This is a genomic window from Streptomyces sp. NBC_00569, from assembly GCF_036345255.1.
GTDB lineage: Bacteria > Actinomycetota > Actinomycetes > Streptomycetales > Streptomycetaceae > Streptomyces.
The window spans coordinates 2,985,841-2,998,947 of record NZ_CP107783.1 but is presented as its reverse complement, the minus strand read 5'-3'; the positions used below and the strand labels follow the sequence as shown (position 1 = coordinate 2,998,947).

The window sequence follows — 13,107 nt, the reverse complement described above, 5'->3', positions numbered from 1 at the left end:
GTGTCATCGCCGCATGCGTATGTCACCGGCGCCGTCGATAGCTTCGAACGATGGCACAGGCAGCGGGGGGAACGTCGGCGACATACCGCGAGGTGCTCGGGGCGACCGGGGCGCTGCTCCCGGCGCTCTCGTTCTTCGGGCGGCTGCCGGTGGCGGTGATCCAGTTCGGCAGCGTTCTGCTGATCACCAGGACGAGCGGTTCCCTCGCGACCGGAGGGACCGTGGCCTGCGCGCTCGCGCTCGGACAGGTGGCCACGGGGCCCGTCGTCGGCCGGCTCGCCGACCGGCGCGGGCAGCGGAGCGTCGTCCTGTGCTGCTCGCTGCTGAACGCCCTCGCGATCACCTGCTACACGCTCGGCGCCCTCGCGGGACTCCCCACGCCGCTCCTCGTGGCGCTCGGCGTGCTCGCCGGGGCCACGGTGCCGGGGATCGGTCCGCTGGCCAGGGCCCGGGGCGTCGCGCTCGTCCGCCGCGGGGGTGCGGACGAGCGCGTCGTGAACACGGTGCTGTCACTGGAGAGCACGATGGACGAGCTGTCGTTCGTCCTCGGGCCCGCGCTGATCGGTGTCGCGGCCTTCGCCGGCCACCCCGCGTACGCGTTCGGGGCCGCCGCTCTGCTCGTCGCCGGCTGCGGTTCGGCGTTCGCGCTGCACCCGACGGCGACGGCGACGGCGACGACGGTCCGGCCCGCGACGGCGCACGCCCCCAGGGAGCCGCGGTCCCGGCGTCCCCGCATGCCGCGCGAGGTCCGGCTCGTGCGCCTCGGCCTCGTCCTCCTCGGTGTCCTCCTGGGCGGCTGCGGGGCCGGGATCACGGCGCTCACCCAGAAGCTCGGCCAGGAGGACCAGGCGGGCCTCGTCTACGCCGCCATGGGCGTCATGAGCGCCGTCGTCGGCCTGTCCATGGCCGCGCTGCCGGAGCGCTTCGGGCTCGCGCTGCGCTGGCGGGTCGCCACCGCCGCCGCCGCGCTCCTGTCCCTCCTGCTGATCGGCACGCAGAGCATGCCGGGCCTCTACGTGGCGGTGACCGTGTTCGGCGCCGTCTTCGCGCCGAACCTGATCACCGGCTTCGGACTCACCGAACGCGCCGTGCCGCGCGAACGCCTCGCCGAGGGCATGACGTCCGCCGCGAGCGCCTTCGTCGGCGGGCAGGCCGTCACGCTCGCCGTGGCGGGCCGCCTCGCCGAGTCCCACGGCCCCGCCGCGGCGTTCACCGTCGGCAGCGTGGCCGCGGCCCTCGCGTTCGGCGTCGCACTCCTCGTCAAGGCGGCCCCGGCGGCACCAGGAGTCACGCCGGTCGCTGCAACACCGTCAGGCTCCGGTCGAGGAGTGTGACGCGGTCACCGGCCTTTACCTTCGCGCCGGTCCCGAGGGGCACGCCTTCGGGCAGCGCCGTGTCCACCACGACCTCCCACTGTCGGCCGTGGTTGACCGGAACGAGGAACTCCAGCGCGTCGGGCGACGCGTTGAACAGCAGCAGGAACGAGTCGTCCGAGATGCGCTCGCCCCGGGGGCCCGGCTCCGAGATCGCGTGCCCGTTGAGGAACACCGACAGGGCCCGCGCCTGCGCCGCGCCCCAGTCGTCCCGCGTCATCTCCGCGCCCTCCGGAGTGAACCAGGCGATGTCGCTCAGCTCGTCGTGGGTGCCCTCGACCGGCCGCCCGTGGAAGAAGCGGCGCCTGCGGAACACCGGGTGGTCACGCCGCAGCCGCGCCATCGCGCGCGTGAAGGCCAGCAGGGCGTCCTGCTCGCCGTCCTCGGGCCAGCGCACCCAGGCCAGCTCGCTGTCCAGGCAGTAGGCGTTGTTGTTGCCGTTCTGCGTGCGCCCCAGCTCGTCCCCGTGGCTGAGCATCGGCACGCCCTGGGAGAGCATGAGTGTCGCGATGAAGTTGCGGATCTGACGGTCCCGCAGGCCGAGCACCCCGGGGTCGTCGCTGTCGCCCTCCGCACCGCAGTTCCACGACCGGTTGTGGCTCTCCCCGTCGCGGTTGCCCTCGCCGTTCGCCTCGTTGTGCTTCTCGTTGTACGAGACCAGGTCGCGCAGGGTGAAACCGTCGTGGCACGTGACGAAGTTGATGGAGGCGAGCGGGCGGCGGCCGTCGTCCTGGTAGAGGTCGGACGAGCCGGTCAGCCGTCCGGCGAACTCGGCGAGGGTCCGCGGCTCGCCCCGCCACAGATCCCTGACGGTGTCCCGGTACTTGCCGTTCCACTCCGTCCACAGTGGCGGGAAGTTGCCCACCTGGTAGCCGCCCTCGCCGACGTCCCACGGCTCGGCGATCAGCTTCACCTGGGAGACCACCGGGTCCTGCTGCACGAGGTCGAAGAACGACGACAGCCGGTCCACCTCGTGGAACTGCCGTGCCAGCGTGGCCGCCAGGTCGAAGCGGAACCCGTCGACGTGCATCTCGGTGACCCAGTAGCGCAGCGAGTCCATGATCATCTGCAGGACGTGTGGCGAGCGCATGAGCAGCGAGTTCCCGGTGCCCGTGGTGTCCATGTAGTAGCGGCGGTCCTCGGCGAGGCGGTAGTACGAGGCGTTGTCGAGGCCCCTGAAGGACAGCGTCGGGCCCAGGTGGTTGCCCTCGGCCGTGTGGTTGTAGACGACGTCGAGGATGACCTCGATTCCGGCCTCGTGCAGTGCCCGTACGGCCGACTTGAACTCCAGGACCTGCTGTCCCCGGTCGCCCCAGGACGCGTAGGCGTTGTGGGGCGCGAAGAACCCGATGGTGTTGTAGCCCCAGTAGTTGTTCAGGCCCATCTCCACCAGGCGGTGGTCGTTCACGAACTGATGGACCGGCATCAGTTCGAGCGCTGTCACGCCCAGCTCCGTGAGGTGCTCCAGGATCGCCGGGTGCGCGAGCGCCGCGTAGGTGCCGCGCAGCTCTTCCGGGAGCGCCGGGTGCGTCATCGTGAGGCCCTTCACATGGGCCTCGTAGATCACCGTGTGGTGGTACTCGGTGCGCGGCGGACGGTCGTCGCCCCAGTCGAAGTACGGGTTGACCACGACCGACGTCATCGTGTGCGGCGCCGAGTCCAGGTCGTTGCGCTTGTCGGGCGCCCCGAAGGGATACCCGTACACCGCCTCGCCCCAGTCGATCTGGCCGCTGATCGCACGTGCGTACGGGTCGAGGAGCAGCTTCGACGAGTTGCACCGCTGCCCGCGCTCCGGGGTGTACGGGCCGTGCGCGCGGAAGCCGTACCGCTGGCCCGGCATGATGCCGGGCAGATACGCGTGCCGCACAAAGGCGTCGGTCTCCCGCAGCTCCACCGCGGTCTCCGACCCGTCGTCGTGCAGCAGACACAGCTCTATGCGCCGGGCGGCCTCCGAGAAGACCGCGAAGTTGGTGCCGGCGCCGTCATAAGTGGCACCGAGTGGATACGCCTGTCCAGGCCAGACCTGCATGGGTACGACTCTTCCACTCCCGGCCCGGATGCCCCGGGCGACTTCCGCCTGAGTCTTCCCGAAAGTGACGGAACCACCTAGGAATTGGACCCCTCTTAAAGGAAGACCACGCATACCCGTCCGCCCACAGGTGGGGCCGCGGGGACAACAGGGGGAAGATGTGCGAGAGCTCGCAAGACGCCATCTGGGGAAAATGATGGCGGGAGCGGCCGTCGCGGCCGTGGCGACCGCCGTACTGCTGGGGGTGACCCTGCCGGGGGAGGCGGGCGCGGGTGACCAGGCCAAAGCCGGCTCCGCCCAGCAGGACGCGATCCCGAAGGACGGCGTGGTGGAGGCCGCGCCGAAGGAGGGCGACAAGGGCGTCGGCAGGGACCCGCTGACCGACGACGAGATCAAGCGCGCCGAACAGATCGCCGTCGCGAGCAACGGACTGCGCCTCAGCGCGCGGGACGTCGAGGGCGACCGGGGGCCGCAGCACCTGTCCACGAACCTCAGCGAGGTGGACCCCACGCAGAGCGGCGCGCAGGCGGCGGAACGCCGCGCCGAGGTCGTCTACTACGACTACAAGGCCGACACGGTCGTGACCAGGACCGTGAACCTCGACAGCGGCAAGGTCGAGAACACCGACACGGCGCACGGCGTGCAGCCGCCGCCGAGCCCCGGCGAGCTGCGTGAGGCCACCCAGCTCCTCATCGCGGACCCGCTCGGCGCCGGCCTGAAGAAGGACTACAAGGACGCCACCGGCAAGCAGCTCACGAGCACGGACCAGCTCGAACTGAGCGGCATGGTCTTCCGCAAGAAGACCGTCGCCCACGTCCCATCCGGCCTCACCGCCTGCGGCGAGCACCGGTGCCTGCGCGTCGTCACCAAGGTCAGCAACGGGCCGTGGATCGACACCCGCGCCCTGGTCGTCGACCTCAGCGCGCGCACCGTCGGCCGCCTCGGCTGAGCCCCACGCCCTCTTCTCCTCCTGTTCGAAGGAGTCATTCCGTATGCACGTCAACAGACTTCGGCGCGCCCGCGCAGGCGCCCGGGCCGCCGTCGCCCTCACCTCCCTCGCGCTGCTCGGCACCGCCGTCAGCGCCGCGGGCCCCGCCACCGCCGCCCCGCAGGCGCCCACCGCCGCGGCCCCGGCCTGCAGCACCGCCTACAAGATCGAGCAGGTCCTCGACGGGGGCACGACCTGGCGCATGTGCTGGCACTACAACACGCTGTCCGGGCTCGTCCTCGACAACGTCAGCTACCAGCCGAAGGACGAGCCCAAGCCGATCGCCGTCCTCACCAGTGCCCGCCTGGCGCAGGTGCACGTCCCCTACGACGACGGCGAGAACGAGTACGACGACGTCACCGGTACCGACTTCGGGTACGCCCTGCAGAACCTGAAGCCCGGCGAGTGCCCCGGCGGCACCATCAAGACCGTCAAGGTGCCCGACCGGGGCGACGTGCAGGGCCTGTGCACCACCACGCGCGCGCGTGGGCACGCGTACCGGCTCAACGACGACCAGAGCACCGGCGGCAGCGGCAAGGTCTACACCGCCCAGGGCAAGGACCTTCTCGTCTACACGGTCAACAAGGCGTCCTGGTACGAGTACATCACCGAGTGGCGGTTCTCCTCCGACGGGACGATCACGTCGAACGTCGGCGCGACCGGCAGCCTCTCCCCGTACGACTACAACGGCACGGACGGCAAGGGCTGGCCGATCGGCAAGGGTGCCCGCGCCTACGCCGAGAGCCACGCCCACAACGTCTTCTGGCGGCTCGACTTCGGCCTCGACGGCTCCCCCAAGAGCAAGGTCGAGCAGTACGACTCCAAGGTCACCGCGCCGCGCGGCAGCGGCAGCCCCACCACGAAGACCACCCGCACCCCCGTCACCAAGGAACTCGCCGGCGACGCGAAGGACATGCGCTGGTGGCGGGTCGTCAGCACCGCGGGCAAGAACAAGGACGGCCACCCCAGGTCCTACGAGTTCGTGCCCGGCCGCTCCAGCAAGTTCCCGGGCCGTTCGTTCACCAAGCACGACGTGTACTTCACCGAGTACAAGAAGTGCGAGCAGTACGCGAGCGACAACCCTGCCGGGCACTGCGGCGGCGCCAGCGTCGACAAGTGGGTCGGCGGGCAGACGCTCACGCACCCGATCACCTGGGTCAACATCGGGTTCCACCACATCGCCCGGGACGAGGACCAGCAGCCGATGCCGGTCCACTGGCAGGGCTTCTCATTGGCCCCCAGGGACGTGACCGCTATGAATCCGCTCACTCCCGCCGACCTCGCGGACCAGAACGGCGTGCCCAGAAACGGCAGTTGAGAAACTACCCTGCCCATCCGGCTGCACCGCCGACCGCTCCCGGAGTACCCTTCCTTGATCGTTGCTGGGGTTGCTCGGGGGAGCGGAAGGCGGTGCGTGGGTGAGCTCGGGTGGGCTGGAGCTGCCCCCTGGTGACGCGGGTCACGAGGGGAGCTCCGCTGACGTCCCGCCCGGAGCGGTGTCCTTGGCGCGGCCCATGGACATGGGATCCCAGATCGGACCGGAGTCGGAGTTCGCCTGGGGCGCCGACGCCTGGAGCGAGGTCCGTACGCGCGCGCAGCGGGCCGGCCGCGCCTACATCTGGCTGAACCTGGTCGAACAGCGGCTGCGGGCCGTGGTGGCCGCCGTGCTGCGGCCCATCTACGAACCCGTCCACGGGGACGACTGGGTCGTGGCGGCCGCCGGGCCCGCCGGGCAGGAGTGGGTCCAGCGAGCCGTCGCCGTGCGCGAGGTGAGCCGCCGCAAGGGCTATCTGCTCGACCCGGCCGACGACAACGTCCTCAGCTTCCTCACCCTGCCGCAACTGCGCGAGCTGATGGTCCAGCACTGGCCCTGCTTCGAGCCGTACTTCGACGACCGCCGCGACGTCGAGCTCGCCCTCGACGAGCTGGAGGTGACGCGGAACGTCGTCTCGCGCAACCGAGCCCTGTCCGAGGCCGTCCTCGCCCAGGCCGAGCGCGCCTCCGGGCGGCTCCTGGAGATGCTCGGCGCTGGCTCGGACGTACCGTCCGCCCGGAGGCTCCCGGTGGACGCCGTCGAGGAGCTCGTCGGCGACCGGTACGGCGACGTCGTGGGCGTGCACCCGGACCGGGTGCGTCTCCTGCGCCAGTTCCCGGCCGAGGACATCTTCGGCGGCGCGCGCCGCCTCGACGCCATCGGCATAGGCCTGAACATGCTGGTGCAGAACTTCTCGGGCCGCCGCCTCGTCCGGCTCGCCGAGTCCGGCTGCCGGGTGCGGCTGCTCTTCCTCAACCCCGCCTCCAGCGCCGTCAAGCGCAGGGAGCGCGAGCTGGGTCTCAAGCGGGGCGAGCTGAGCCGCGCCGTCGAGATGAACATCCTGCACATGCGCCGGGTGCGGGCCCGGCTGCGCGACCCGGGCGCCTTCGAGATCCAGGTCTACGACGAGACGCCACGGTTCACCGCCTATCTCGTCGACGGCGACGGGTCGGACGGCGTCGGGGTCGTCCAGTCGTATCTGCGCCGGGCCAGGGGCATGGAGGCGCCGGTCCTCGTGCTGCGCGGGCCCGGGCGCGTGGTGAAGGCCCACGCCCGGGACGGGGAGGAAGCCGGACTTTTCCCGACGTATCGCGAAGAATTCGAGCTGGCGTGGGCGGACGCCCGGCCCGTGTCCTGACCCCGCCGCCGCGCGGAAGCGGAACGCTCCCGGCCCGTTGTCAGTGCCCCATGTCATCGTGGTGGCCACTGGGGAGACACGGGGACGCACCATGAAGAAGGGGGCCGCGATGGGATGGCACCAGGAACTGCTGGTCGGCTTCGACCTGGAGACCACGGGGACGGATCCGCGCGAGGCGCGCATCGTCACGGGCGCGGTGATAGAGGTCAAGGACACGAGGCCGCTGGGTCACCGGCAGTGGCTCGCGGACCCGGGGGTCGAGATCCCGGCCGACGCGGTCGCCGTGCACGGGATCAGCAACGAGAGAGCGGCGTCCGAGGGTGAGCCGGCCGACCGGGTCGCGGACTCGATAGCGCAGACGCTCGTCGGGTACTGGCGCACGGGCGTGCCCGTCGTCGCGTACAACGCCGCGTTCGACCTGACCCTGCTCTCCGCCGAGCTGCGCCGCCACGGCCTGCCGTCGCTGCGGGAGCGGCTGGGCGGCACGGACCCGGCGCCCGTCATCGACCCGTACACGATCGACCGCTCGGTGGACCGCTACCGCAAGGGCAAGCGGAACCTCGAGGCGGTGTGCGCGGAGTACGGCGTGACGCTCGAATCCGCGCACGACGCCTCCGCCGACGCCCTCGCCGCCGCACGCCTGGCCTCCGCGATAGCCGGCCGCCACCCGAAGGTCGCCTCCCTCGGACCGGCCCGGCTCCACGAATCCCAGATCGAGTGGTACGCGCAGTGGGCGGCGGACTTCCAGTCCTTCCTGCGCCGCAAGGGCGACGCACAGGCGGTGGTGGAGGCGACGTGGCCGATGCGGGAGCTGACGGGGCCCGGGGTCTGAGCCGTGAGGCGGCAGTTTCACGGAGCCACCGGCCCCGGGGGCCGGTGAAGCCGTGAAGATCCCGCCGCCACCCGGCCGCCCTACACGGCCACCAGCCTCCACTGCTGCGACGCCGCGCCCGTGTACGTCTGCTGGACGACCGCGGTGCCCGTCGCCGTGGAGCCGCCGGCCGGGCCGAGGGACTTGCCCGTGCGGACGCACACCAGGCGGACGTGGCCACCGTCCGTGGACTCCGCGCGCCAGTGCTGGTTGTCCGCTCCGGTGGCCCGGTACTGGACGATCGGCGCGTTCTCCGTGGCCTGGCCACCGCTGACGTCCGCCGTCAGGCCGGAGTGCACGTTGGTCAGTCGGTCGCCGCCGTCCAGGGCCTCTGCGAACTTCCACTGCTGCGACGCGCCGCCCGTGCGCGCGGCGAGGACCAGCGGGGCGGACTCGGCGGTCCCCGACACCTCGATCGCCGTGCCGCTGTCGGCCCGGTTGACGAGTACGTAGCGCCGCGACGCGTACGAGGGGGCCAGGGTGATGCTCGCGCCCGGCTTCAGGCTGACGTCCTTCGTCCAGGAGCCGGCCCGTACGCGGGTGGTGCGGCCGCCGGTCGAGGTGAGCCGGAGCTTCGTCGCCACGCCGTCCTTCCACTCCAGGTCGGCCGTGAACCCGCCGCGCACGCCGATGCCGGTGACCTTGCCCGACGCGCCCCACGCGACCGGCAGGGCGGGCAGGAGTTCGACGAGGCCGGGGCGGGAGTAGAGGAGCATCTCGATCACGGCGGCCGTCGTGCCGAAGTTGGCGTCGATCTGGAACACCGAGCTGTTGCCACCCAGTTGGTACATGTCGAAGAAGTTGGGCGCGGTGCCGTTGCTGTGGTTCACGGAGGGCCGCAGCACCGTGCCGACGAGCTGGTACGCCTTCTCCGCGTCCTTCATCCGCGCCCAGCACAGGGCGCGCCACGCGCAGCCCCAGCCGTAGGTGTCCATGCCGCGGGCCGTGAGGCCCTTGTCGACGCCGACGAGGACGTCGTGCGGGCTGCGGTCCCGGCTGACGCGGTCGCCGGGGAACAGCCCGACGAGGTGGGAGAGGTGCCGGTGCTGCGTCTCACCGAGGTTCGCGCCGCCCATCCACTCCTCCAGCCACCCGGTGGTGGGGCTGACGCGCGGCAGGTACAGCCGGTCCTGGAGGGCGGCGACGCGGCGGGCATGCGCCTTGGAGGCGCCGAGGGCAGCCGTGGCGCTGCGGAAGTTCTCGAAGAGCTGCCAGACCAGCTCCTGGGCGTACGTGATGCCGCGCGCGTCGGTCGGGCCGTGCTCCGGCGACCAGTCGTGGTCGTCGACGAGCACCTCGATGTCGGCCCCGGTCCTCGGGTCCTTCACCGTCGCCGTGACGAGCCGCTTCTCCCAGAACGCGCAGGCCCCCTCCAGGAGCGGCAGGATCTTCGCCAGGTAGCGCCGGTCGAGGGTGAACTCGTAGTGCTCGAAGAGGGAGTTGCACAGCCAGGCGTTGCCCGCCGGGTGCCACCACCAGCCGGGGCCGCCCATGGTGTTGGTGGAGATCGCCGTGGTCCACCCGGCGATCTCGCCGCTCGTGTTGCGGAAGCCGTTGCGCGGGTCGTTGAACAGCTCGCGGGTGCGCTTCTCCCAGTGCGGGACCTGGGCGATGCAGTAGTCGGCGAGCGCGTCGAAGCAGTCGGGCAGACCGGTCCTGTCGGTGGGCCAGTAGTTCATCTGGAGGTTGATGTCGGTGTGGTAGTCCGCCATCCACGCCGGGTCGTTCCGGTCGATCCACAGGCCCTGGAGGTTGAGCGGCAGCGAGGAGCGCGAGCCGCACACGGTGAGGTAGCGGCCGAACTGGACGTACGACGCCTCGAGTTCGGGGTCGGGGCGGCCACCGGAGGCCTGCCGGGCGAGGAGTCGCTTGTCGGTGTCCAGGGCCCGCTGCGCGGCGGTGGACGCGCCCAGGTCGACGCTCATCGTGTCGAACAGGGCGCGGTGGTCGGCGACGTGGGCGGCGAGGAGACGGGTCGCGCCGGTCTTCGCCGCGGCGGCGGTCCGCGCGGCGGCGGTGGCGTGCGGGTCGGCGTCGCGGTCGATGAACCCGTCGGCGTCGGGGGAGTAGGAGGTGCCGCCGCTCAGGACGAGGAGCACCTCGTCGCAGCCCTCGAAGGTGACCGAGGAGCCGCTCGCGCCGACCGTGCCGCCGTGGTGCGCCGCGGCCCGCGCGACAGCGGCGTGGGCGAGGCCGTTGTCGAGTTCCGCGGTGAAGCCGGCCGAGGCGGTGGCGGGGTCCACGGTGATCGGCTCGCCGCGTGTCCCGGTCAGCGTGAGGCGTCCGCTCCAGGTGCCGCCCCCTACGCGTGTGAGCCGGACGACGATCACGTCGTCGGGGTGACTGCAGTAGATCTCCCGCCGGTAGCGGGTGCCACCGAGCTCGTACTCCACCGTCGTCAGGCCGTTGCTGAGGTCGAGGCGGCGCCGGTAGTCGCTCACGGCGGACGGGTCGTGCCCCGGCACCTCCAGATACGCCTTGACGAGGACGCCGTACGAGCCGAAGTGGGCCGTGTCGTAGGGGAACTGGCCGTCCGACTCCAGCGCGTCGTTCGCCCCGCCCGTCCACAGGGTGATGTCCGAGACGGACAGGACCTCGCGGGACGGGTGTCCGGAGACGACGGCCCCGAGGCGGCCGTTGCCGATCGGCAGCCCCTCCCGCATGAGCTGGTCCTCGGCGGCCGGGGACCCGTAGCGCAGTGCGAGCGCGTCGGCCTCGGGGACGAGGTGTGGCGCGGCCGGGCGCCCGCCGGGTCTCGGCGCTGCCTGTGCCGTGAAGGCGGGGACTTGACTCAGAGCCAGGAGAGATCCGATGGCTGAGCCGTATTTGAGAACGGAGCGGCGAGAGACGGCGGAGCCGGGCTCAGGGTGTGCGGGCATCAGGTCCTCCAGGCGAGGGTCGGCCAACTCCGCCGTACCTTGCTCCAGGACCCCACTGTGCGAAAGAGATCGGATGAATTCGGCGCGAAAGTCCAACAACAAGTGCGCGGAGTCCAACCGATGTCTCGCGAGCGGAAGTTCAGCAGCCCGCGCCGAGCGGAGGTTCAGTCACCCGCCGGGAACGGCACCCGTCAGAACGGGTACCAGCGCACCGCCGGATTTCCGTCCCGCAACGACGCCACCCTGCGCTCGAACTCCGCGAGCGCCTTGGGGTTGGCCGGCGCGTGCTGGGCGACCCACGCGCAGCTCGCCGTCTCGCGCGCGCCGCGCAGCACGGCGCACCCGTCCCATTCCCGCACGTCCCAGCCGTACGTCCGCGTGAACGCGTCGTACGCCTCGGGGTCGAGGCCGTACCGGTCGCGGGAGAGCGCCATGACGACCAGGTCGTGCTCGCGCAGGTCGCAGGAGAACGTCTCCAGGTCGACGAGGACGGGCCCGTCGGCGCCGATGTGCACGTTGCGCGGCAGCGCGTCCCCGTGGATCGGTCCCGGCGTCAGACGCGGGACGAGCGCCGCCGCCGCGTCCGCGAAGCCGTCGCGCCGTTCACGCAGGTACGCCGCGTCGGCCGGGTCGATCGCGTCGCCCGCGAGCCGCAGCCACCGCTCGACGCCGCCGAGCAGCTCGCGGCGCGGCAGCGTGAAGGGTGGGGCGGGCAGGGCGTGCACGAGGCGGAGCAGCTCGGCCAGGTCGCGCGGTTCGGCGGGGCGCAGCGCGGCCGGAACGCGGTGCCACAGTGTCACCGGGTGGCCGTCCACGAGGAGCGGCTCCGGCTCGGCGGCGCGCACGGCCGGCACTCCCTGGCCGGCGAGCCAGCCCGCGACGGTGAGCTCGTGCCGCGCCCGCTCCAGGAGTTCGGGGTCGCGGCCCACCTTGACCACGAGGTCACCGAGCGCGAACACGGCGTTCTCACCGAGCGCCAGCAGCTCGGCCTCCTGCCCGCCGTCCCGCTGCCCGCCGGGGAGCCCCGCCGCAGCGAGCACCTTCCGCGCCTGCGCCTCGTCCATCACTTGCCTCCCGCCGATCACATGGTCCGGGCCCAGTCTCGCACCCGTTTCACGTGCGCATACGCCCCGGTGGGCGCCGTAACGGACAACGTCGTGCGCAGCGGCTTGACGAGGCACGGGTCCCTCAGCACGATGACGGGGGCCGCCAGGGCCTTTCGTCTGGATCATGCCGAAGCCGCGTGGCCGCGCTCGTGAAGTGCCGGCGTGCCGGACCCCGCGTCGCCGGCATGACCCGCCGGACAGGCCCTGGGGAGCGGCCGGACCCCCACCCGCCGCCCGAAGGAGCCGAATCCGTGACCTTGACGACCGCGACGACGCGGCCGGTGGAGCGCGCGTCCGGGCCACCCGGGCGGGGGCGCCCGGCGGACCGCGGCGCCTGGTTCCTGGTCCTGCCCGCCCTCATCCCCATCCTCGTGCTCAGCGTCGGCCCCCTCCTCTACGGCATCGCGCTGGCGTTCACCGACTCGCAGGCGGGACGTACGGAGCCGACCCAGTGGGTGGGCGCACTCAACTTCCAGGACCTGCTGCACGACACGCTGTTCTGGGACTCGTTCCGGATCGGCCTGCTGTGGGCGGTCGGGGTGACCGTCCCACAGTTCCTGCTCGCGCTGGGCCTCGCGCTCCTGCTCAACCAGAACCTCCGCTTCCGCTGGCTGGCGCGGGCGCTCGCGATCATTCCCTGGGCGATGCCCGAGGTGGTCGTCGGCATCATGTGGCGCCTCGTCTACAACCCGGACGCGGGCATCCTCAACGAGACCGTCCGCGACCTCGGCCTCGGTGACGGGCGCGACTGGCTCACCGGTCTGGCGACCGCGCTGCCCGCGGTGATCGTCGTCGGCATCTGGGCGGGCATGCCGCAGACCACCGTCGCCCTGCTCGCCGGACTCCAGAACACCTCGCCCGAACTCCACGAGGCCGCCGCGCTCGACGGCGCGGGCGCCTGGGGCCGCTTCCGCGCGGTGACGTGGCCCGCGCTCAGGCCGGTCGCCCTCGCCATCACCGCGCTCAACTTCATCTGGAACTTCAACTCGTTCGCCCTGGTCTACGTCCTGACCAACGGCGGCCCGGGCGGCCGGACCCGGCTGCCCATGCTCTTCGCCTACGAAGAGGCCTTCCGCTACGGCCAGTTCGGCTACGCGGCGGCGATGGGCTGCGTGATGGTCGCGGTCATCTCGGTCATCCTCGCCTTCTACCTCGTGGGCCGGCTCAAGGGAGGCGACGAGAGTTGAGC

9 protein-coding genes are annotated in these 13,107 nt (G+C 71.8%); 6 read left to right on the top strand and 3 right to left on the bottom strand.

Translation table 11 applies throughout. The features are described from left to right. Window positions 1-50 precede the first annotated feature (50 nt). A complete protein-coding gene (locus tag OHO83_RS13520) occupies window positions 51-1,334 on the top strand; it encodes an MFS transporter (RefSeq protein WP_330279525.1) in 1,284 nt (427 codons plus the stop codon). Here the strand turns inward: OHO83_RS13520 and glgX are convergent. Next, on the bottom strand, window positions 1,288-3,402 hold the full coding sequence (glgX, locus tag OHO83_RS13515; RefSeq protein ID WP_266675095.1) for a glycogen debranching protein GlgX: 2,115 nt from the start codon (window positions 3,400-3,402) through the stop codon (window positions 1,288-1,290). The genes OHO83_RS13520 and glgX overlap by 47 nt on opposite strands. A gap of 160 nt (window positions 3,403-3,562) precedes the next feature. Between glgX and OHO83_RS13510 the strand changes: the two genes are divergently transcribed. The 4 genes from OHO83_RS13510 (at window position 3,563) to OHO83_RS13495 (ending at window position 7,894) form a co-directional block, all read left to right on the top strand. Then, complete coding sequence (locus tag OHO83_RS13510) at window positions 3,563-4,351, top strand: Tat pathway signal sequence domain protein (RefSeq protein WP_266675096.1); 789 nt, start codon at window positions 3,563-3,565, stop codon at window positions 4,349-4,351. A 43-nt stretch (window positions 4,352-4,394) separates the two neighbouring features. Next, window positions 4,395-5,708 carry a copper amine oxidase gene (locus tag OHO83_RS13505; RefSeq protein ID WP_330279524.1) on the top strand — a complete coding sequence of 438 codons (1,314 nt, stop codon included), beginning with the start codon at window positions 4,395-4,397 and terminating at the stop codon, window positions 5,706-5,708. A 100-nt stretch (window positions 5,709-5,808) separates the two neighbouring features. After that, window positions 5,809-7,062: an SAV2148 family HEPN domain-containing protein gene (locus tag OHO83_RS13500; protein WP_266675098.1), complete on the top strand. Its 1,254-nt coding sequence runs from the start codon at window positions 5,809-5,811 to the stop codon at window positions 7,060-7,062. A 109-nt stretch (window positions 7,063-7,171) separates the two neighbouring features. Further along, the gene (locus OHO83_RS13495; protein WP_266675099.1) at window positions 7,172-7,894 is read left to right on the top strand and encodes a 3'-5' exonuclease; all 723 of its coding nucleotides are present in this window, start codon (window positions 7,172-7,174) and stop codon (window positions 7,892-7,894) included. An 80-nt stretch (window positions 7,895-7,974) separates the two neighbouring features. Here OHO83_RS13495 and OHO83_RS13490 read toward each other — a convergent pair whose 3' ends face one another. Next, window positions 7,975-10,812 (bottom strand): glycosyl hydrolase family 95 catalytic domain-containing protein, encoded by a 2,838-nt coding sequence (locus tag OHO83_RS13490; protein ID WP_330279523.1) that lies wholly within the window; start codon window positions 10,810-10,812, stop codon window positions 7,975-7,977. Between the two features lie 191 nt (window positions 10,813-11,003). Beyond that, window positions 11,004-11,876, bottom strand: coding sequence for a phosphotransferase enzyme family protein (locus OHO83_RS13485; protein ID WP_329433631.1), 873 nt, complete (start codon window positions 11,874-11,876; stop codon window positions 11,004-11,006). Window positions 11,877-12,169: 293 nt separating this feature from the next. Here OHO83_RS13485 and OHO83_RS13480 point away from each other — a divergent pair, with 293 nt between their 5' ends. Continuing rightward, a complete protein-coding gene (locus tag OHO83_RS13480) occupies window positions 12,170-13,105 on the top strand; it encodes a carbohydrate ABC transporter permease (protein ID WP_389564358.1) in 936 nt (311 codons plus the stop codon). Window positions 13,106-13,107 lie beyond the last annotated feature (2 nt).

Excerpts from the sequence above, each read along its gene's own strand:
- glgX (WP_266675095.1), bottom strand. The coding sequence starts at position 3,402 with ATGCAGGTCTGGCCTGGACAGGCGTATCCACTCGGTGCCACTTATGAC.
- OHO83_RS13490 (WP_330279523.1), bottom strand. The coding sequence starts at position 10,812 with ATGCCCGCACACCCTGAGCCCGGCTCCGCCGTCTCTCGCCGCTCCGTT.
- OHO83_RS13485 (WP_329433631.1), bottom strand. The coding sequence starts at position 11,876 with ATGGACGAGGCGCAGGCGCGGAAGGTGCTCGCTGCGGCGGGGCTCCCC.
- OHO83_RS13505 (WP_330279524.1), top strand. The coding sequence starts at position 4,395 with ATGCACGTCAACAGACTTCGGCGCGCCCGCGCAGGCGCCCGGGCCGCC.
- OHO83_RS13520 (WP_330279525.1), top strand. The coding sequence starts at position 51 with ATGGCACAGGCAGCGGGGGGAACGTCGGCGACATACCGCGAGGTGCTC.
- OHO83_RS13495 (WP_266675099.1), top strand. The coding sequence starts at position 7,172 with ATGGGATGGCACCAGGAACTGCTGGTCGGCTTCGACCTGGAGACCACG.